Genomic DNA, 20,850 nt, shown 5'->3' on the forward strand with positions numbered 1-20,850 from the left:
CGGTCGATTCGGGGCTTTTGAGCGAACAATGTTCTGTGCCGTGACGCAACAGGGCGTAAAGGTGCGTCTTAATTCGGCGGCCAGCTTGAACGCTCCGGAGGCGGGCCTTAGAGTCATATACAAGTTACCGACGTAACGTGTCAGCGATCCTCCGCATTGGATGCGCCGCCCAGCGGCCGCCAGGAGGGTGTGGGTGCCCCCATGTGGGCCTGACATTTGCTCACGGAGAACTTCTTATCAGGCGTAACAGTCGCGGCTGCGCCCTGCCGAAGTTCATCCCGTGTTCCCCAAACTCAAATTCATTGACGGTTCGGCAATTCCGAGGTCCCATGGACTGAGGCGCAGCTGCCGCCAATGGCTCAAAGCCAAGGACGCAAATGTCTCCACCTAGCCTTATTGACACACACCCGAATCTCTCCGACACTGCTCCGGTGGCGCTCTCCTATGAGCTGTTCCCGCCGCGTTCCCCGGCTGCCGCCGAGTCGCTCTGGACCACCATCCGCGAGCTGGAATCCACGGATCCGGACTATGTATCCGTGACCTACGGCGCCAGCGGCTCCAACCGGGACACCGCCGTCGAACTCATCAACCGGCTCCTGCTGGAGACGACGCTCCGCCCGCTGGCACACCTGACCTGCGTGGGCAACACGCCCCAGGAGCTGTCCGAAATCATCGGTGAACTGCTCGACGTCGGCGTCCGGGGCATCCTGGCGCTTCGCGGTGACCAGCCCAAGGACGGCGGGACCCCGGTCGTCGGCTCCCTGCGCTACGCCCAGGACCTCATCGAACTGATCCGCCGCGTGGAGCAGCGCCGTTCGGCCCTGCTGTGCGCCGGCAAAGTGGCGGTTGGCGTGGCGGCGTACCCCACCCGGCATCCGGAATCACCCACTGAGGCCCACGACGTCGAGGTGCTGCTGGCCAAGCAGCGCTCCGGTGCCGACTTCGCCATCACCCAGGTGTTTTTCCAGACCGAGCAGTACGCCGACCTCATCACGAGGGCACGCCGGGCGGGGGTCACGATTCCCATCATCCCGGGCGTCATGCCACTGACCAGCGTGCGCCGGCTGACCCGTCTGGGTGAGCTCACCGGCGTCGAACCCGCGCCGGAACTGATGGCACGGCTGGCCGCCGCGGACAGCGACGCCGAACGCCGGCTGATCGGCGTCCGCGCCACGGTGGACCTGGCCAACGCCGCCCTTGACGCCGGAGCACCGGGAATCCACCTGTACACCTTCAACGAACATGCGTGCGCGCTGGAAGTCCTGGACAAACTGGCACTGCCGCGGCCCGCCCGTCCGGCGAGCAGGCTCAGTGCCATTGCCCGCCGCCACCAGGAAATGGCGAGCTGAGCGCCACCCCCGCCCGACCCCTAAGCACCACGCAGGTAGCACCAAGCAGGCAGCACCTGCAGCACCGAACACCCCTGATTTTCACCAACACATCCAAGGAATTTCACATGACTGAGCAGAACACCCCGGCCGTGGCCACTCCGTTCCCGTCCGCCTCGATCCTGGGCTACCCGCGCATCGGCCGCCGCCGCGAACTGAAGAAGGCCGTCGAAGCCTACTGGGCCGGCAAGATCGACGCCGCCGCCCTTGACGCCGCCGCCAAGGAAATCCAGCTGGGCACCGCCAAGCGCCTGCAGGGCCTGGGCCTCACCGAAGCCGCAGCCGTACCCGGCACCTTCTCCTTCTACGACCAGGTGCTCGACGCCGCCGCCCACCTCGGCGCCGTGCCGGCCCGTTTCGGCAACCTCCTCAACGCTGAGGGACAGCTGGACATCGACGGCTACTTCACCCTGGCCCGCGGCAACAAGGACCAGCAGCCGCTGGAAATGACCAAGTGGTTCGACACCAACTACCACTACCTGGTGCCGGAAATCGGCCCGGAAACCAAGTTCACGCTGGCGTCCAACCGCATCGTTGAAGAATTCGAATACGCCCTCGCCAACGGTGTGGAGACCCGCCCGTACATCGTCGGCCCGGTCACCTTCCTGCTCCTGAGCAAGGCTTCCGACGACGCCCCGGCCGGCTTCAGCCCGCTGTCCCGCCTCGAGGACGTCCTGCCGGTCTACACCGCGCTGCTGGAAAAGCTCGCCGCCGCCGGTGCCAGCTGGGTCCAGCTGGACGAGCCCGCCCTGGTGGTTGACCAGGACACCTCCGCCGAAGAGATCCAGGCCGCAGTGGCACGCTCCTACGAGGTACTGTCCTCGGCAGCGCAGCGCCCGCAGCTGTTCGTTTCCACCCCGTACGGCGCACTGAACGGCCAGCTCGGCACCCTTGCGGCCACCAACATCGACGCCCTGCACATCGACGTCTTCAAAGGCGCCGTCCCCTCCGCTGCGGCACTCGCCGCACTGGGCAGCAAGACCCTGGTTGCCGGCGTCGTGGACGGCCACAACATCTGGCGCAACGACCTGCAGGCCTCGACGGACAAGATCGCCGAACTGAAGAAGTCCGTGGCCAAGCTGGCCATCAGCACTTCCACCTCCACCCAGCACGTCCCGCACGACGTCGCGGAAGAGGCGCAGCTGTCCGAGCAGCTCCGCAGCTGGCTGGCCTTCGCCGACCAGAAGGCCGTTGAGGTTGTCACCCTCGCCGGCCTGCTCACCGACGCTGCCGCCGTACAGCCGGCCATCGATGAAGCCACCCGCATCATCGCCAACCGGGCCGCAGCCGAGGGCGTCCAGCGCGCCGACGTGCGTGCCCGCACCGCGGCCCTGACCCCGGCCGACTTCAACCGCTCCGATTACTCGGTCCGCGAAGCCGCCCAGGAAGAGGCCCTGCACCTGCCGCCGCTGCCCACCACCACCATCGGCTCCTTCCCGCAGACCTCCGAAATCCGTTCGGCCCGTGCCCGCAACAACAAGGGCGACCTCACCAACGAGCAGTACGAGCAGCTTATGAAGGACGAGATCAAGCGCGTTGTGGAGCTGCAGGAAGAGCTCGGCTACGACGTCCTGGTGCACGGCGAGCCCGAGCGCAACGACATGGTCCAGTACTTCGCCGAGAACCTCGAAGGCTTCGACGTCACGGTCCACGGGTGGGTCCAGTCCTACGGCTCACGCTGCACCCGCCCGTCCATCCTCTGGGGCGACGTCACCCGCAGCGCCCCCATCACGGTGGCCTGGGCCGAATACGCCCAGTCGCTGACCAGCAAGCCGATGAAGGGCATGCTCACCGGTCCGGTCACCATCCTGGCCTGGTCCTTCGTCCGCGACGACCAGCCGCTGGGCGAGACCGCCAACCAGGTGGGCCTGGCCCTCCGCGACGAAATCGCCGACCTCGAAGCCGCCGGCATCAAGGTCATCCAGGTGGACGAGCCCGCCCTGCGCGAACTCCTTCCCCTGCGCAAGGCCGACCAGGCCTCCTACCTGGACTGGTCCGTGAACTCGTTCCGCCTGGCCACCGCCGGTGCTGCCGACGCCACCCAGATCCACACCCACCTGTGCTACTCCGAGTTCGGCGCCATCATCGACGCCATCGACGGTCTGGACGCGGACGTCACCTCCATCGAGGCCGCACGTTCACGCATGGAGGTTGTCCACGACCTCGAGTCCCACGGCTTCGGCCGCGGCGTTGGCCCGGGCGTCTACGACATCCACTCGCCGCGCGTCCCGGGTGAGCAGGAAGTCACCGAGCTGCTCAGCACCGCTGTGAAGCACGTTCCGTCCCGCCAGCTCTGGGTCAACCCGGACTGCGGCCTGAAGACCCGCGGCTACGCCGAGACCGAAGAGTCCCTGCGTAACCTCGTCGCGGCCACCAAGACGGTCCGCGCCGAACTGCTCGAAGCAGCCAAGTAACAGCACCGCACAAAAGTACGACGGCGGCCGGTCACCTCAGGTGACCGGCCGCCGTCGGGCTTTAACAAACGATTGCTGAGAAAACGCCGTTTTCAGCGGTCATAAGGGCCGTTACGGAGCAGTCGATTCAGGACTCCCAGACGATTTCGTCGTCCACCACGCCGTCCTCGTCGGCGGACGCCACCAGCACCTCGTCGGTGAAGTGCTCGCCCAGAGTGAAGTCCAGGACGAAATAGCGTTCGGGCTGGCCGGGGTAGATTCCCACGTGGCCAAGCTTCAGGGCCTTCAGGAACACGGCATTCGTCAGCTGGCTCCTGTCCTCCACGCCGAATACCTTCTTGAGGTGCTCGTCCTTGATGGCATTGCAGTGGAAGTGGCGGTACTCCTGGGGGCTGGTGCCCTCCTGGTCCAGCTCCTCGGCAATCATGTCCCGCACCTGGTCCACGAGCTCTGGCAGGTACCGCAACCTGTAGTCCACCTTGTGCATTGCCGCCTCGTCGAAGTGGTCATGCGCGTTGATGTTCAGGTCCAGTTCAACCGGCCGGCCCGCCAGTTCATGTTTGGCGGCGATGTTATGGTCCCGGCCGTGGTTGAGCTCGATCTCTCCAAAGTGGCGGCTGAGTACCTTGTTCATATCTTCAACATAGTCCTCTCGGGCAGTCCATTCCAGCATCGGGGATTTTTTATCTGGGACGGGACCCGGGCCGGTCCCCGCGCAGGTACATTGATCGGATGCACACTGCTGCCGCCGCCGTCGCCCGATCCCGCGAGCTTTTCGACAGCGGGGCGACCCGTCCGCTGGCTTGGCGCCTCGAACAGCTGGGCAATCTGCGCAGGATGCTGACCGAGCGCGGTGGGGATTTTGCCGGCGCCCTGCTCAGCGACCTGGGCAAGCACCGGAGCGAATCGCAGCTGACCGAAATTGGATTCGTCACCGCCGAGGCGGCCCACCTGGAACGGCACCTGGCGGCGTGGCTGCGGCCCCGCCGGGTCGGCGTGCCGCTCGCCGTGCGGCCGGCCAGGGCCTGGACCGAGCTGACTCCGCTCGGGGTGGTGCTGGTGATCGGACCCTGGAACTATCCGGTGCAGCTGGCCCTCGCACCGCTCGCCGGAGCCATTGCCGCCGGCAACACCGTGGTCCTGAAGCCGAGCGAGCATGCCCCGGCCACGTCGGACGCCCTGGCCCGGTGGGTGCCCGAGTACCTGGGCGGCGCCGCAGCGGTGGTGACCGGCGGCATCCCTGAAACCACGGCCCTGCTGGCGGAACGTTTCGACCACATTTTCTTCACGGGCGGGCAAAACGCCGCCCGCGTGGTCATGCGGGCTGCGGCCGAACACCTGACGCCGGTGACCCTGGAACTGGGAGGCCGGTGCCCGGCCTACGTCGACGGCACTGCTGACCTGGCGACCACGGCCAGGCGCATCGCCTGGGGCCGGTTCGTGAACGCAGGGCAGACGTGTGTGGCGCCCGACTATGTGCTGGCCACTCCCGGGGTGCTGGACGCCCTCGAGCCGCAGCTGGTCCGGGCCATCACCGCAATGTTCGGAACGGACCCGTCGGCCAGCTCCTCTTATGGCCGGATCATCGACGACCGGCACTTCGCACGGCTCGCGGAGCTGGCTGACGGAAGTACGGTGGTCCACGGCGGCCAGCGGGACCGGGGCGGCCGGTACTTTGCGCCGACCCTGCTGCGGCCCGAACCCGGCGATGCTGTCCTGGGCGAGGAAATCTTCGGCCCGCTGCTGCCGTTGGTTCCCGTCACCGGAAGGGACGAGGCCATACGCATGATCAACGCCGGTCCCAAGCCGCTCGCGGTGTACGTCTTCAGCCCCGATGACAAGGTCCGCGGGTCCTTCGCGGAGAATACGTCGTCCGGTGCCCTTGCCTACGGGGCGCCGGCGGCGCACGCCGCGGTCCCGGGGCTCCCGTTCGGCGGGGTCGGCGGCAGCGGCATGGGCGCATACCACGGTGAGCATTCCGTGCGGACGTTCTCGCACGAGCGGGCCAGCCTGGACAAACCGATGTGGCCCGACACCATCGGGCTGGCCTATCCACCGTACGGCACGGCAAAGGACCGGCTGGTTACCGCCCTGCTGTCCTCTGCCGGCCGCTCCCGGCGCCGCTAATCCTTTCGGCTGGCACCCAGGCCGTGCAGGGTATCGGCCAGGAGTTCGACGAAGAGCTGGACCCTGGCCGTCTGCTTGTCATTGATCAGCAGGGCAAAGACGTTCCTGGCCAGCCTGATCTCCGGAACGTCAAGGACCACCACTCCGGCGGGCCGGTGCCGCAGGGCAAGTTCAGGGACGAGCGCGGCGCCAAGGCCCGCGGCGGTCATTTCGAGGCTCGCGTGGAAGTCATCACTGTAGGCGACGACCCGGGGGTGCAGGTTGCAGCTGGCGAACAGCCGTTCAATCACCGTCGCGTCGCTGGTGCCCGGGTGGTGGACAATCCAGGGCATGTCGGACAGATGGTCCGCCGCCACCTTGGCGTCGGTGCGGAAACCCCAGGCCGCGGGAAGCACCACGCGGAAGTCGTCGTCGCCGATCCACTGCCGGTTCAGCGTATGCGGCCACGCCAGGCCGGACTGGCCCACCTGGTAGACCAGGGCTACATCGAGTTCGCCGCCGGTGCGCAGCCCCTGGATGGTTTGCGCGGGCTCGGCCACGGAAACCCGGAGGTCGATGCCGAGCTTCTTCCATGCCGGGTTCCGCAGGATCAGCGGCAGGACGTAGGTGGCGAGGCTGGGGAAGATGCCCAGCCTGAGTTCCTGGCTGGTGGCGTCGTGGGTCCTGGCGGCAGCCGCCATGAGGGCCTCGATGTCCGTCAGGACCTTGGCGGCATGCCGGGTCATCACCAGGGCGGCTTCTGTGGGGTGAATGCTTCTGGCCGAGCGCTGGAAGAGATCCACGCCGGTGTCCCGCTCCAGGGCGGACATCTGCTGGGAGACGGCGGAGGCCGTGTAGCCGAGCCGGTTGGCTGCGGCCGCGAATGAACCCAGCCGGGTGACCTCCACCAGCGTCCGCAAATGAACAGGGTTAATCAATGGTTGCCCTTCGCCTTCGGAAATCCCGCTTCATTGTGGCATACCGGCCCGCGGCCCCGGAATGTCGCCGTCCGGGGGGGGGGGGCTGCATCCGTGGCTGAGAACCGCGTCAAAGCACCCGGCTGGAATTAATAGTCATCCGGGCACCTGTCGGTGACGAATTGCCCATAAGACGATCCATCATCGGGATGATTCAGGCCAAGCCCACAGGAGCAGATCAGTGTCGCATGCAGCAACGATTCCGGACGGCCGGCGGGTAGCCGTGATTGGCAGCGGCGTGGCGGGACTGACCGCAGCCTATGTCCTGAACCAGCGGGACGACGTGACCCTTTTCGAGGCGGAGTCCCGGCTGGGCGGACATGCCCATACCCACGAGGTGATGCAGGCGGACGGACCGGCCCTCGGCGTGGACACCGGCTTCATCGTGCACAATGAACGCACGTACCCCACGCTGCTGCGGCTCTTCGCGGAGCTGGGGGTCGAGACGCAGGACTCCGAGATGAGCATGTCCGTCCGCTGTGACGGGTGCGGGCTTGAATACGCCGGGGCCCGTGCCAAAGGGCGCGGCATCATCCCCGGGCCCTCCACCCTGCTGCGCGGACGGTACCTGCTGATGCTGCTGGAGGTGACGCGGTTCCACCGCCGTGCCCGCGCCCTGCTGGCCGGGGAACAATCAGCCGCCGCGGATGCCGGCCAGGACGGCATGACATTGGCAGACTTCCTGGCCCGGGAGAAGTTCAGCCGCTACTTCGTTTCGCACTTCATGACCCCCGTGGTCAGCGCCGTGTGGTCGTGCGATCCTGCCACCGCACTGGCCTACCCGGCACGCTATCTCTTCACCTTCCTGGCCCACCACGGCCTCCTGGGTGTCACGGGCTCGCCGCAATGGCGGACCGTGACCGGCGGATCCCGTACCTACGTGGACAAGGTGGCCGCCATCTTGCCGGACGTCCGGCTCGCCAGCCCGGTCACCTCCGTGCGCCGCCACGCGGAGGGGATCGAACTCACCACCCCGCAGGGCAGGGAAAGCTTCGACGCCGTCGTGATCGCCACGCATCCCGGGCAGGCGCTGCGCTTGCTCACCGACGCGTCGCCGGCGGAGAAGGACGCCCTGGGCAACATGCCCTACTCGGTCAACCAGACGGTCTTCCACCGCGACGAGGCCGTCCTGCCGTCCAGCAGCAATGCCAGGGCCTCCTGGAACTACCGGCTGCCGTCCTGTGACGCGCGGCCGGACAAGGTCCTGGTCAGCTACGACATGACGCGCCTGCAGCGGCTCGCACCTGCCGACGGCGGCCGCTACATCGTGAGCCTGGGGGAGTCCGAACTCATCTCCGACGACGCGGTCCTGGACAGGATGGTCTACGAACATCCGCAGTACACGCCCGATTCCCTGCGGGCCCAGCAGCGGATCCTGGCGCTGGGGGACGGGCGCCTGGCCTTCGCCGGCGCCTACCACGGCTGGGGTTTCCATGAGGACGGCGCACTGTCCGGCGTCAAAGCTGCCGCCCGGCTTGGCCGGAATTGGGAGCAGCAGTCCGCACTGTCCGGTCCCGGCTTGCCCCATTCCTCCCTGCAGGGCGCTGCCGCGGAAGGGGCCCGATGAATACCCAGGCAGCCATCTACCGCACGTCCATCGCCCATGTGCGCCGCACACCGCTGCACAACGCGTTCACGTACCGCAGCTATAGCTGGTACGTCGACGTCGACCGGCTCCCGTCCGTGCCCTGGCCGCTCAGGCCACTCGTGGATTTCCGCGTCGCGGACCACCTGGGAGACCCGGACGGCTCGCTCCGCGGCAACGTGGAACGGTTCCTGCGGACCCGGGGGATAGAGCCCGACGGCGGCAGGATCACCATGCTGGCCAGCGCCAGGGTGTTCGGCCACGTCTTCAACCCCCTCAGCCTGTTCTGGTGCCATGACGCCGCCGGGGACCTGCGCTGCGTCGTCGCCGAAGTGCACAACACCTACGGTGAGCGGCACTGCTACCTGCTCGAAACAGACGCCGCCGGCCGGGCCAGCGTTCCCAAGGCGTTTTACGTTTCCCCGTTCAACGACGTCGAAGGCCAGTACCGGATGAAGCTGCCGGTACCGGGGGAGCGGCTCGCAGTATCCATCGTGCTGGAGCGCGAAGGACACAAGCCTTTTGTGGCCACCGTTGACGGCGAACGCCATGAGGCCTCCGTCCCGAACATCCTCGCCGCCGCGCTCGCCGTTCCCCTGGCGCCGCTGCGCGTAGCCGCGCAGATCCGGTGGCAGGGCATCAAGCTCTGGGCGCGCCGGCTGCCCCTCATCAGACGACCGCACCACCCCTCACAGGAGGCAGTTCAGTGACAATGACCGAAACGACCGGATCCGCCGCGGGACAGCCTGCGAACCAGGGTTCCACCCCGGCCCGGACCGGCCTCGCCCCCGACCGCGCAGCTCCTTACACCGTCCCGCAGCCGCCCGCGGTGATCGACGCCGACGTGTGGCCCAGCATCGCCACGGTACCCACGAGCCTCAAGGCGCTGGTGGCCGGCCGCGCCGCCGATGCCATCTTCAAGGCCGCCGTACGGAGGCTTCCCCTCGAAGTCCGCTACCCGGACGGGAGAGTCCTTGGCAGGGCAGCCGTCCCGGGCCGGAGCTACCCGGTGATGACCATGAACCGTCCGGAAGCCTTTGCTGCCCGGCTCGGCGACGGCGGGCTGATCGGCCTGGGGGAGTCCTACATGGCAGGAGACTGGGACGCCGATGACCTCACTGCGGTAATGGAAGTCTTCGCCGCCCGCGTCGGGACGCTCGTGCCTGAACCGTTGCAGAAACTGCGGGCACTTTACCTCCCGCGCCAGCCGCGCAGGGAACGCAACACCGAGCAGAACACCCGCTCGAACATCTCGCGGCACTATGACCTCTCCAACGAGCTGTTTGCCTCGTTCCTGGACAGCACCATGACGTACTCCAGCGCACTCTTTCCGGAGAGCGGCGACGCCCTGCGGACCGTTGCCTGGGACGGTTTCGCCGCCGCCCAGCAGGCGAAGATCGACCGGCTGCTGGACAAAGCCGGCGTCGGGCAGGGGACACGGGTCCTGGAAATCGGCACCGGCTGGGGAGAACTCGCCCTCCGGGCGGCTGCACGCGGAGCCACCGTCTACTCCGTCACGCTGTCCAGCGAACAGCAGGAGCTGGCCCGCCAGCGCGTGGCGGAGGCCGGCTACGCGGACTCCGTCTCCATCGAGCTCAAGGACTACCGGGCGGTGGAAGGCGAGTACGACGCCGTCGTGTCTGTCGAAATGATCGAGGCCGTCGGCTACGAGTACTGGGCCACGTACTTCCAGACGATCGAGCGCGTCCTTGCTCCGGGCGGCAAGGTGGCCATCCAGGCCATCACCATCGCCCACGACCGCCTGATCGCCACCCGGACCAGCTACACCTGGGTGCACAAGTACATCTTCCCCGGCGGCGTCATCCCGTCCGTCCGGGCGATCGAGGAAATCACCGAGAAGCAGACCGGGCTCCGGGTCCGCGAACGCCTGGCCATGGGCGAGCACTACGCACAGACCCTGCGCCTCTGGGAGGAACGGTTCATGTCCCGCGCCGGCGAGGTGGCGGCCATGGGGTTCGACGCGATTTTCCAGCGGATGTGGCTGTTCTACCTGTGCTACTCCAGGGCCGGCTTCGAGACGGGCTACCTTGACGTCCAGCAGATTGTCCTGGACCACGCAGCATCCAAGCGCGCGGCCGGCGGTCCCGGCTCCCATCCGCGCATGTAGTTCCGTTCATCACATCGGGGGTCCTGACCAAGCGTTCAGGACCCCATTTGTGTGCCCCGCGACACGCGTCCGGCACCGCCGCGACACGCCGTCCACCACGCGACACGCAGGGGATTAAATGTGGCTAAGTACTCCACAGGGTGTGGATTTCGTCCTTGAAAACAGCAGAAACACGGACATTTTTCACCCCATGGCCTGTGGATTAACGGTGCATTAAATGACATACTTGTAATACATCATCTTGGGGTTCGTCCGAGGCGCTTGCACTACATGTAGTATCGACATACAGATTGACCGGGGCATCTGCGTCAGACATCAACATGCATATAGGCTGCCTGGGCAGCCGCCGGCGAGACCAGTATTCGGACATGGATTCCAGTTCGGGCAGGGCTCGCGGATTACGAAGAGCAATGACTTCAACAAAGGGGACAGGGACCATGACTGTAACGGTTTACACAAAGCCGGCGTGTGTTCAGTGCAACGCGACCTACCGTGCGCTGGACAAGAAGGGCATCACCTACCAGAGCGTCGACATCTCGCAGGACGCGGATGCACTCGAGCGCCTGAAGGCCCTGGGCTACATGCAGGCTCCCGTTGTGGTTACCGAGCAGGACCACTGGTCCGGATTCCGTCCGGACAAGATCGAGGAACTGGCGCTGGCTGCCGCATCCTCCGTCGCGTAGGGGCAAATTTCCCACCAACAACACAGGCGAGGTGACTCCCGTGGCAGCACTGGCATTGGCCGATGCTCCCCTTGGGGCTCAGGCCGTCAACACGACCCAAAGCCAACTCATCTATTTTTCCTCGGCATCCGAGAACACCCGGCGCTTCGTTGAGAAGCTCGGCCGGGATGTAGCCCGGATTCCCCTGTATCAGCGTGAAGCTGAGCTCGTCGCCACCGAGCCCTTCGTCCTGGTGGTTCCCACCTACGGGGGAACCGGCGGCGAAGGCTCCGTGCCGAAACAGGTGATCCGGTTCCTCAACAACCCGCAGAACAGAAAACTGATCCGCGGGGTGATCGGCGCAGGAAACACAAATTTTGGGGACAACTTCTGCATGGCCGGCGACATCATCGCCTTCAAATGCCAGATACCGCACCTCTACCGCTTCGAACTCATGGGGACGCCTGACGACGTCCGCCTGGTAAATCAAGGATTGGACAAGTTTTGGACACTACTGTCGCAGACACAGAAGTAACCATGCCTGAGGGTCAGGGCTCCCGCGCGGGAGCCGCCGTCGAGAAGACCGCAGAGAAGCCCGCGCTGCCTGCCGCCTACAAGGGCCTGGGCTACCACGAGCTGAATGCCATGCTGAACCTGTACGGGCCGAACGGCGAGATCCAGTTCGAGGCGGACCGCGAGGCTGCCCACCAGTACTTCCTGCAGCACGTCAACAACAACACCGTGTTCTTCCACGACCTGGAAGAGAAGCTCGACTACCTCGTGAAGAACCAGTACTACGAGCGGGAGACGCTCGACCAGTACACGATGAACTTCATCCGCGAGCTCTACAAGCGCGCGTACAAGAAGAAGTTCCGCTTCGAGACCTTCCTCGGCGCCTTCAAGTTCTACACGTCCTACACGCTGAAGACGTTCGACGGCAATCGCTTCCTGGAGCGCTACGAGGACCGCGTCTGCATGGTGGCCCTGCACCTGGCCCGCGGCGACGAGCAGCTCGCCCTGCAGATGGTGGACGAGATCATCGAGGGCCGCTTCCAGCCGGCCACGCCCACGTTCCTGAACGCCGGCAAGCGCCAGCGCGGCGAGCTGGTCTCCTGCTTCCTGCTCCGCATCGAAGACAACATGGAGTCGATCGGCCGCTCCATCAACTCCGCCCTGCAGCTGTCCAAGCGCGGCGGCGGCGTGGCGTTCGCGCTGACCAACATCCGCGAAGTCGGCGCCCCGATCAAGCAGATCGAAAACCAGTCCTCCGGCGTCATCCCCGTGATGAAGCTCCTCGAGGACAGCTTCTCCTACGCCAACCAGCTCGGTGCCCGCCAGGGTGCCGGCGCCGTGTACCTGCACGCCCACCACCCGGACATCTACCGGTTCCTGGACACCAAGCGGGAAAACGCGGACGAGAAGATCCGCATCAAGACCCTCTCGCTCGGCGTCGTGATCCCGGACATCACCTTCGAGCTGGCCAAGCGCGACGAGGACATGTACCTGTTCTCCCCGTACGACGTCGAACGCGTCTACGGCATGCCGTTCTCCGACGTCTCGGTCACCGAGAAGTACTACGAGATGGTGGACGACTCCCGGATCAAGAAGACCAAGATCAAGGCCCGCGAGTTCTTCCAGACCCTCGCCGAGATCCAGTTCGAATCCGGCTACCCGTACATCATGTTCGAGGACACCGTGAACCGGGAAAACCCGATCGACGGCAAGATCATCATGTCCAACCTGTGCTCGGAGATCCTCCAGGTCTCCCAGCCCACCACGTACCACGATGACCTGTCCTACGACCAGACCGGCAAGGACATCTCCTGCAACCTGGGCTCGCTGAACATCGCGAAGACCATGGACTCGCCGGACTTCGGCCTGACCATCGAGACGGCCATCCGGTCCCTCTCGGCTGTGTCGGACATGTCCAACATCACCTCGGTGCCGTCGATTGCCCGCGGCAATGACCAGAGCCACGCCATCGGGCTGGGCCAGATGAACCTGCACGGTTACCTGGCTCGCGAGCGGGTCCACTACGGTTCCGAAGAGGGCCTGGACTTCACCAACATCTACTTCTACTCGGTCGTGTACCACGCGGTCCGCGCCTCCAACCTGCTGTCCATCCAGACCGGGCAGACCTTCGGCGGCTTCGAGAAGTCCAAGTACGCTTCGGGCGAGTTCTTCGACAAGTACACGGAGCAGGAGTGGGTGCCGCAGACCGAGAAGGTTGCGGAGCTGTTCAAGAACATCCACATCCCCACGCAGGATGACTGGCGCGAGCTGAAGGCTTCCGTCATGGAGCACGGCATCTACAACCAGAACCTGCAGGCAGTCCCGCCGACGGGCTCGATCTCCTACATCAACAACTCCACCTCCTCGATCCACCCGGTGGCGTCCAAGATCGAGATCCGCAAGGAAGGCAAGCTGGGCCGCGTGTACTACCCGGCGCCCTACCTGACGAACGACAACCTGGAGTACTACCAGGACGCGTACGAGCTGGGCTACGAGAAGGTCATCGACACCTACGCCGCTGCCACCCAGCACGTGGACCAGGGCCTGTCCCTGACTCTGTTCTTCAAGGACACCGCCACCACGCGCGATATCAACAAGGCCCAGATCTACGCCTGGAAAAAGGGCATCAAGACCATCTACTACATCCGTCTCCGCCAGCTCGCGCTGGAAGGGACAGAGGTGGACAACTGCGTCAGCTGCATGCTGTAGCAACCGCCACCGGTTGAGTACGACGGCGGGCGCCCGCCCGCCGTCGTACGCTCAAGTTAACGAAGAACCCAACTTTTTAGGGGATGACATGACCGAAAAGGTCAAGCTGCTCAGCCACGTTGAAGCCATCAACTGGAACCGCATCCAGGATGAGAAGGACGTGGATGTCTGGAACCGCCTGGTCAACAACTTCTGGCTGCCGGAGAAGATCCCGCTGTCCAACGACGTCCAGTCCTGGGCGACGCTGACGCCGGACGAGCAGCAGCTCACCATGCGCGTGTTCACCGGCCTGACCCTGCTGGACACCATCCAGGGCACCGTCGGCGCCGTTTCGTTGATTCCGGACGCGATCACCCCGCACGAAGAAGCTGTGTACACGAACATCGCCTTCATGGAGTCCGTGCACGCCAAGAGCTATTCCTCCATCTTCTCCACGCTGGCCTCCACCAAGGAGATCGACGAGGCGTTCCGCTGGTCCACTGAGAACGCGAACCTTCAGAAGAAGGCCCAGATCGTCATGGACTACTACCAGGGCGACGATCCCCTGAAGCGCAAGGTGGCCTCGACGCTGCTGGAGAGCTTCCTGTTCTACTCTGGCTTCTACCTGCCCATGTACTGGTCCTCACGGGCCAAGCTGACGAACACGGCCGACCTGATCCGCCTGATCATCCGCGACGAGGCCGTGCACGGCTACTACATCGGCTACAAGTTCCAGAAGGGTCTGGAGAAGGTCTCCGAGGAGAAGCGCCAGGAGATCAAGGACTACACCTTCGAGCTGCTCTTCGAGCTGTACGAAAACGAAGTCCAGTACACGCACGACCTCTACGACTCCGTCGGCCTGGCCGAGGACGTCAAGAAGTTCCTGCACTACAACGCCAACAAGGCGCTGATGAACCTGGGCTACGAGGCCATGTTCCCGGCTTCCGTCACCGACGTGAACCCGGCCATCCTGTCGGCCCTGTCCCCGAACGCGGACGAGAACCACGACTTCTTCTCGGGCTCGGGTTCGTCTTATGTCATTGGCAAGGCTGTCAATACTGAGGACGACGACTGGGACTTCTAGTCCTCCCTCCTCCTTCTTACGGCCAGGACCCTATGCGTGCGCATGGGGGTCCTGCGTGTGGGATGAAAAACTAGATGGCCTTTTGACAAAATTGGTGGCACCGCGACAAGCAACTTGGCGCGGTGCCACTTTTTTTCCCGTTCTGGAGGCCATACATAGGCAGGACTTGCGCCCTGATGACGTCAGGGCCGGACTAGTCCTGCACTGCTCGGCCGGCGATGGCGAGGGAGATGTGTCGGGGGAGGCGCTGGGCCATTCCGGCAAGCATGCGATTCCCCCAGCCGGAGACGACGCTTACGGGTGTTGAGCGGCGGTCGAGGGCGCGAAGGGCAGTGTCGATGACCTGGCTGGCGCTCTGCAGCCGGCCGACTGCTGCGGCCTGGCTTCCGAGTACGTCGAAGAACTCGGTGCGGGTAGCCCCCGGGCAGAGTGCGAGCACCCGAAGGCCCGAGTCCTTTGTCTCGTGTGCCAGCGCTTCCGTGAAGCTCAGGACAAAGGCCTTGGTTGATCCGTAAACCGCCATCCCAGGCACCGGCTGAAATGCTGCAGTGCTGGCCACGTTGATGAGTGCGCCCCTTCCCGTGGAGAGCATCTCCGGGAGGAATGCCCGCGTGGTGTCCACGAGCGAAGCCACGTTGAGGGAGATCTCAGAGGCGATGATCGCGGGGTCTTCCTCCACCAACGGGCCGCGCGTGCCGAAGCCCGCGTTGTTGATCAGGGTGTCGATGCGGATACCGCGGCTGGTGAGCTCGTCATGGACCTCCGTTCCGGCTCCCGGGCGGCTCAGGTCCTTCGACAGCGTTGTTACGGAAACGCCGTGGGCGTCGCGGAGCTTCCGGGCGAGATCCTCAAGCCTGTCGGTGCGCCGTGCAACCAGGACAAGATTGGCCCCGCGCGCCGCAAACCGCGTGGCGAACTCGGAACCGAGCCCGGAGCTCGCTCCAGTGATGAGTGCCGTCGTTCCGGTGAAGGTCATGGTCATGTCGAATCCGATCTATGTCATGGCTGCTTATGTAGCCAATGCCAACATAGTAGGCAGTGACACCATTGTTGTCAATGACTACATCTTGGTTATACTGAAGCATGATCGATCAGCCCTACCATCACGGCAACCTCCGCGAGGCGTTGCTCGCACGTGCAACGGAAATCATCGAGGAAGCAGGCGTCGAGGGACTTTCCCTGCGGCAACTCGCACGTGACCTGGGTGTTAGCCACGCGGCGCCCGGAAAGCACTTCCGTGACAAACAGGCGCTTCTCGATGGTCTAGCCCTCGACGGTTTCCGTGAAATGAACGCCCGGATAAAGGGAGCCTCGGAAGCGGCCGGAGGCCACCATTCACGCTTTGTCCTGATCGCAAGAGCCTACGTGGACTTCGCAGTCACCCACCCGGTCCAGCTGGCCGTGATGCACTCCACCAAGCACCACCCTGATGCCAGCGAAGAACTTCGCAACATCGGCGAAGACGGCATGCGGATCGCCAGAGCACTCATCGCAGAAGCCCAGGACGCCGGAGATTTGGCCTCAGGCGACGCCGAGAGGCTTGCGCTCGTCTGCTTCGTGAGCCTCCATGGAGCCGCGCTGCTAGCGGCCGGAAACCTCCTCGACGGAGCATCCGTGGACGACCTGACCCTTGCGACAACCGACCTGCTGTGGGCGGGAATGGTCGCAGGCATGCCCGCGCCCCACGGCAGCTTGCCCGATCGCGCCTGAGTTGCCCCCACGCGAGCCTCCTATTCAGGCGTCTCTCTTGACAGGCCTACGATCAGGGGACTCTTATCGATTACGTACATGAAATATGAGAGGGGTGGTGGCTATTGCCTGCCATCCAAACTACCCCGGGAACCAGGCCCGCCTCCGGACGGGAGCCGCCACAAGCTCTATCTCGAAACCGTCGGAGTTGGCCAGGTATGCCGCATAGTGGTCCCGACCACCTGCGTGCGGGTATTTGTCGGCAAACAACTGGCTCCAACCGTGGTGTGAACTCTCCCGCGCTAACGTGTCCACACGCTGCCGGTTTCCGGCCTTGAACGCCAAGTGATTCAGCCCGGCCGAGGTGCGCTGGTGCTCGCGGCGGCTCAGGTCCGGGGATTCTTCCACGACGATGTAAAGACCGCCCCGTCGCCAACTGATTCCGTTCGTCCAGGTTTGATAGGTCTCGTACGCCAGGCTGGAAAGAATCCAGCCCCATTCATCCCTGGCTCTTTCGAAGTCGGGCACCCACAGTTCGATATGGTGCATGGCACCTTCGGAATCATCGTCCACTTCGCGAGTCTCTCACACACGCCATGGCTATGTGGCCGCGTCGCCCGATGGTCGATGGAGCATGCCTTATCTGGGCGGGTCGCGCAACACCGCGGATTACGTCAGGTCGTCGAGTGCTCCCGCACGCGCGTGAGCCATTCGGCAACAAGGGCTTGGACGAGGCCGGGTTGCTCGTGCATCAGAGCGTGGCCGGCGCGATCAAGTACGGCAAAGGTGGCGCGCGGGTAGTGCTCGATCAACTCCCCAGGGCCGGTGTACCCTGCCGTGGAATCCTGCCGCCCGGCAAGGACCAGCACTGGATGAGGATAGGCTTTCGCGGCTTCCGGCCGATTCCGCAGCTCCCAGTTCGAAAAGATTCGCATCAGGCCCAACTCGTCAACGAGCGAGCCCGAGGGAGCCACACACTCCTGGAACCGGCGCAGCGTTTCAGCCGTCTGAACCACGAAGTAGCTGCGGTACGTAGCCTCGAGATCCGGGTCCAAATCGCCGGTCAGATCAGCCGACGAAACAAGGACCTCGTGCGTGGGTACGTCACGTGTATGCGCGCCAACCGGGCAGATTAGCGCCAGCCCGACGGCCTGATCAGGTCTCAGATTGGCAATTGCCCGGGCTAAGTAGCCACCGTAAGAGTGGCCAATGACAAGAAACGGTTCATCACCAACGATGCTGTCGATAAGGCCAAGCAGGAGATCAAGTACGTCATCGTTGCCCGTGATCGTCTCGGGCGCCGGGGTGCGGCCCATCCCGGGCAGGTCCGGATACAGGCGCCGAAAGCCTGGAAAGTTGGAGAATATCGGTTCAAGGGCGCCGGCGATTTCGCGGTGATCCACGCCAGCCCCGTGCAGAGCGAGAACCGGCGTACCGCTGCCGTACTCGGCGTAATGCACAGGCACTTCGCTGACCGTGACTTCCATCCAGACAGTGTAGAGCGCATGCGACGGCGGAGGTGCGGCACCCGAGCGCCTATCTTTCCTCCGGCCGGGAATAGGACGAGCCCGAGGCGGTCCGTTCCAATAGTCCGAAGTCGATCATGTAGCGGCGCAGCATCACGACGTCATCGGTATAGCTGAGGAGCCGTTCATTGACCCGTTTTTCCGTCAGACGTTCGCCCGGCTCAACGGCTTCGCTGACAATCCACGCCAGGAGCTCCCGCCGTTCCGCCATGTTGGCCGGATACCTCTCGATCCGGCCCAGGCGCATGAAGCGAGCCAATCCGGTCTGCGCCTGTCGCCGGGGTTGTTGCGTGAGAAGGTCCCGGAAGATCGCCTCCGGCGCCGCCAGTTCGCTGGCAGCATTCCGTTCGACGAGCCCGGACTCAAGCAGGGCGGCGATGGCCCGGTTTCGCCGTTGGTCATTCAGCCCGGATATCTCCTCGGGGAGCTTGGCGCCGAGCACTATGTGGGCGTAGGCGGTCCGCGTGTCGTGGTTGGCGAGGGCCGCCATCACCCGCCGCCAGTGCGGCCCGCTCATCCTCGTCCCTCCAGTCACAGCCTCTCCTCCCTCTGCGTCCTAGCTGGTCACCGTCTGTGCTCTGCAGTCCGGCTCAGCCCGCCTGCCAGCTGACAGGGAGCTCCGTGAGTCCATAGACGATGGTGCTGTCCATCCGCTCCAGCTGCGACCCTGCGGTGAGTGTCAGTCCGGGCATGCGGGACAGCACAGCCTGCAGGGCGATCATGGCCTCCAGTCTGGCTAGCGGGGCTCCGAGACAGAAGTGGATGCCCTGGCCGAAGGCGAGATGCCGGGAAGGCCCGCGGTCGATATCGAACTGGTCAGGCCGCTCGAAGTGCCGCTCATCGCGGTTTGCTGAGCCGATCCACGCCACCAGCGGGACGCCGGCCGGCACCTGGACGCCGCCCAACGTGGTGTCAGCAGCCGTCACCCGGTACATGGACTGGACCGGGGAACGATAGCGCAGCACTTCTTCTATTGCCTGCGGTAGCAGCGACGGCTCGGCGCGGAGCCGTTCGATTGTTCCTGGCACTTCGGCGAAACACAGGACAGCATTGCCTATCAGGTTGGTGGTCGTCTCATTCCCGGCTACGAGCAGCAGGCTGCAGAAGCCCAGCAGTTCGGCCACGCTCAGTTTCTGCCCGTCAATCTCGGCGGAGAGCAGGCTGCTGATCAGGTCATTCCCGGGCCGGCTTCGGCGCTGTTCTATCAGGTCCAGGAAGTACCCGGTCATCTCAACGTTGGTGGCGTGGTGGTCGGCATTCTCTGCACCCGTCCGCGTTTGGCTGACGATGACATCAGACCACTGCTTGAAACGGTCACGGTCAGCGGCGGGAACGCCCATGAGTTCTGCTATCACGATCACTGGCAGCGGGTACGCCAACCCCGCGATAAGGTCCGCTGTTCCAGTGGAAGCGATCCCGTCCAGCAATTCGTCCGTTAGTTGTGAGATGCGGGGAGCAAGGGCATCCACTGCCTTCGGCGTGAATGCCTGGTTCACCAGGGAGCGCAGCTGCCGGTGCCGGGGCGGATCGGTGGTGACTAGACTCGCGGCGAACAGCTGGCCTGTCTCCGACGGTTCGTCACCGCCCATCCTCGAGGAGAACCTGGCATGTTCGGAAAGCACGCGCTGCACGTCGTCATACCGGAAGGCATGCCAACTCCCGGATTGCTCGTCATGGAAGACAGGAGAGGTCTCCCTCATCCTCCGGTAATGGGGGAACGGGTCAAGGGATCGCGCTCTATCCGATAAGAAGTCCATGGCTGGCCTCTCTGCTCAGCCCGGCGATCTTTCGGCCCTGGCCGAAGTGTCGGGGCGGTTGGGCCGGAGGCCCGTCAGAACCTGAGCTTATCCAAGAAGGTCCGGCACGTCAGTAGGTAAGAGGTGAGCCGTCGGCTCACGGTGTCAGCGGACCACGCAGGACGCGAAGGGCAAGGGAAGCGTCACCACCAATGACGGCAGTGTCTTCGAGGTTTGACCGGCCCCAGAGGCCGAGGTACATGTCGGGCAGTTGCGCGGTGATGGATGCCGCAGCGGGTCCCGGACCCACCGTCCAGCTACCGGCCCCGGGCACGTGGAATGACACGGCCTTCTCCTCCTGCTGCATCCGCCCGAGCCGCAGCTGCCGCGGGGTGAACATGGCCAGGACCTCGTCGACGCCGTCGAGCATGAAGTCCGCTCCAAGGTCCGGCGCCTCCCGGCCGGAAGCCTGGCTGGCATCGATGAGGTGGATGGCGTGTTCGTGCGCCTGACGGCGAAGCCAGAAACCGGCCGCGCGCGGCGGCGGTCCGAAGTTCCAGCACGGTGCCTCCGGGTCAAGTGCCGCCATTGTCTCGAGGAACGGTCCCGTGCCATCGAGAAACCACGAGGAGGCACCCACGGCCGGGGGCGCCGGCTCCTCGACGTATTTGCCGCCCAGAACCACGGCGGCCGCCCAGCGTTCAATGGAGCCGAGATGCCCGAACAGCTGATCGAGTGACCACAAAGGGCACGCCGGTACGGAACGGGACAGCACGTCGTCGGACTGGCGGGCGAGCGAGGTTAGGGTGTCAAGGGAGCTGGCCAGCGCGGCAAGATAGCGTTCGGGCGACATGG

The 20,850-nt window shown here is 64.8% G+C and carries 19 protein-coding genes; 11 read left to right on the forward strand and 8 right to left on the reverse strand.

The annotated features are described in order from the left end of the window. The first annotated feature begins 377 nt into the window (after positions 1-377). Entirely contained in the window at positions 378-1,349 is a 972-nt protein-coding gene (locus AB0N24_RS18130; RefSeq protein WP_364127156.1) for a methylenetetrahydrofolate reductase, read from the forward strand. A gap of 107 nt (positions 1,350-1,456) precedes the next feature. Further along, positions 1,457-3,802, forward strand: a complete 2,346-nt coding sequence (gene metE, locus AB0N24_RS18135) for a 5-methyltetrahydropteroyltriglutamate--homocysteine S-methyltransferase (protein ID WP_364127158.1) — start codon at positions 1,457-1,459, stop codon at positions 3,800-3,802. Between the two features lie 127 nt (positions 3,803-3,929). On the opposite strand, the gene AB0N24_RS18140 is transcribed toward metE, so the two are convergent. Next, positions 3,930-4,436 (reverse strand): DUF2004 domain-containing protein, encoded by a 507-nt coding sequence (locus AB0N24_RS18140; protein ID WP_104173088.1) that lies wholly within the window; start codon positions 4,434-4,436, stop codon positions 3,930-3,932. Between the two features lie 98 nt (positions 4,437-4,534). On the opposite strand from AB0N24_RS18140, the gene AB0N24_RS18145 reads away from it, so the two are divergent. Beyond that, on the forward strand, positions 4,535-5,929 hold the full coding sequence (locus AB0N24_RS18145; RefSeq protein WP_364127161.1) for an aldehyde dehydrogenase family protein: 1,395 nt from the start codon (positions 4,535-4,537) through the stop codon (positions 5,927-5,929). Here AB0N24_RS18145 and AB0N24_RS18150 read toward each other — a convergent pair. Continuing rightward, the gene (locus AB0N24_RS18150; RefSeq protein ID WP_364127163.1) at positions 5,926-6,846 is read right to left on the reverse strand and encodes a LysR family transcriptional regulator; all 921 of its coding nucleotides are present in this window, start codon (positions 6,844-6,846) and stop codon (positions 5,926-5,928) included. The two genes, AB0N24_RS18145 and AB0N24_RS18150, sit on opposite strands and share 4 nt — an antisense overlap. Positions 6,847-7,066: 220 nt before the next feature. Between AB0N24_RS18150 and AB0N24_RS18155 the strand changes: the two genes are divergently transcribed. From AB0N24_RS18155 to nrdF, 7 genes are all read left to right on the forward strand, one after another. Then, the gene (locus AB0N24_RS18155; protein ID WP_364127165.1) at positions 7,067-8,452 is read left to right on the forward strand and encodes an FAD-dependent oxidoreductase; all 1,386 of its coding nucleotides are present in this window, start codon (positions 7,067-7,069) and stop codon (positions 8,450-8,452) included. Further along, entirely contained in the window at positions 8,449-9,180 is a 732-nt protein-coding gene (locus AB0N24_RS18160; protein WP_364127167.1) for a DUF1365 domain-containing protein, read from the forward strand. The genes AB0N24_RS18155 and AB0N24_RS18160 overlap by 4 nt, the downstream gene beginning before the upstream one ends. A gap of 2 nt (positions 9,181-9,182) precedes the next feature. Next, entirely contained in the window at positions 9,183-10,598 is a 1,416-nt protein-coding gene (locus AB0N24_RS18165; RefSeq protein WP_364127170.1) for a class I SAM-dependent methyltransferase, read from the forward strand. A 437-nt stretch (positions 10,599-11,035) separates the two neighbouring features. Beyond that, complete coding sequence (gene nrdH / locus AB0N24_RS18170; RefSeq protein ID WP_104173085.1) at positions 11,036-11,281, forward strand: glutaredoxin-like protein NrdH; 246 nt, start codon at positions 11,036-11,038, stop codon at positions 11,279-11,281. Positions 11,282-11,321: 40 nt separating this feature from the next. Continuing rightward, positions 11,322-11,795, forward strand: coding sequence for a class Ib ribonucleoside-diphosphate reductase assembly flavoprotein NrdI (gene nrdI / locus AB0N24_RS18175; protein ID WP_181038801.1), 474 nt, complete (start codon positions 11,322-11,324; stop codon positions 11,793-11,795). A gap of 65 nt (positions 11,796-11,860) precedes the next feature. Beyond that, positions 11,861-13,981 (forward strand): class 1b ribonucleoside-diphosphate reductase subunit alpha, encoded by a 2,121-nt coding sequence (nrdE, locus tag AB0N24_RS18180; protein WP_104173193.1) that lies wholly within the window; start codon positions 11,861-11,863, stop codon positions 13,979-13,981. An 88-nt stretch (positions 13,982-14,069) separates the two neighbouring features. Then, positions 14,070-15,044, forward strand: coding sequence for a class 1b ribonucleoside-diphosphate reductase subunit beta (gene nrdF, locus AB0N24_RS18185; protein ID WP_104173084.1), 975 nt, complete (start codon positions 14,070-14,072; stop codon positions 15,042-15,044). A gap of 193 nt (positions 15,045-15,237) precedes the next feature. Here the strand turns inward: nrdF and AB0N24_RS18190 are convergent, their stop codons facing one another. Beyond that, complete coding sequence (locus AB0N24_RS18190; protein ID WP_364127174.1) at positions 15,238-16,026, reverse strand: SDR family oxidoreductase; 789 nt, start codon at positions 16,024-16,026, stop codon at positions 15,238-15,240. A gap of 101 nt (positions 16,027-16,127) precedes the next feature. On the opposite strand from AB0N24_RS18190, the gene AB0N24_RS18195 reads away from it, so the two are divergent. After that, positions 16,128-16,754: a WHG domain-containing protein gene (locus tag AB0N24_RS18195; protein ID WP_364127176.1), complete on the forward strand. Its 627-nt coding sequence runs from the start codon at positions 16,128-16,130 to the stop codon at positions 16,752-16,754. A 120-nt stretch (positions 16,755-16,874) separates the two neighbouring features. Here the strand turns inward: AB0N24_RS18195 and AB0N24_RS18200 are convergent, their stop codons facing one another. The 5 genes from AB0N24_RS18200 to AB0N24_RS18220 all read right to left on the reverse strand — a co-directional run bounded on the left by AB0N24_RS18200 (position 16,875) and on the right by AB0N24_RS18220 (position 20,848). Beyond that, positions 16,875-17,306, reverse strand: a complete 432-nt coding sequence (locus AB0N24_RS18200) for a VOC family protein (protein ID WP_364127178.1) — start codon at positions 17,304-17,306, stop codon at positions 16,875-16,877. A 101-nt stretch (positions 17,307-17,407) separates the two neighbouring features. Further along, positions 17,408-18,220, reverse strand: a complete 813-nt coding sequence (locus AB0N24_RS18205) for an alpha/beta hydrolase (protein ID WP_364127180.1) — start codon at positions 18,218-18,220, stop codon at positions 17,408-17,410. A 49-nt stretch (positions 18,221-18,269) separates the two neighbouring features. Next, complete coding sequence (locus tag AB0N24_RS18210; RefSeq protein ID WP_364127182.1) at positions 18,270-18,794, reverse strand: DUF2087 domain-containing protein; 525 nt, start codon at positions 18,792-18,794, stop codon at positions 18,270-18,272. 55 nt (positions 18,795-18,849) lie between these two features. After that, entirely contained in the window at positions 18,850-19,959 is a 1,110-nt protein-coding gene (locus tag AB0N24_RS18215) for a cytochrome P450 (RefSeq protein WP_364127185.1), read from the reverse strand. Positions 19,960-20,152: 193 nt separating this feature from the next. Then, positions 20,153-20,848 (reverse strand): maleylpyruvate isomerase family mycothiol-dependent enzyme, encoded by a 696-nt coding sequence (locus tag AB0N24_RS18220; protein WP_364127188.1) that lies wholly within the window; start codon positions 20,846-20,848, stop codon positions 20,153-20,155. Positions 20,849-20,850 lie beyond the last annotated feature (2 nt).

This window comes from Arthrobacter sp. NPDC093128, assembly GCF_040683875.1.
Classification (GTDB): Bacteria; Actinomycetota; Actinomycetes; order Actinomycetales; family Micrococcaceae; genus Arthrobacter.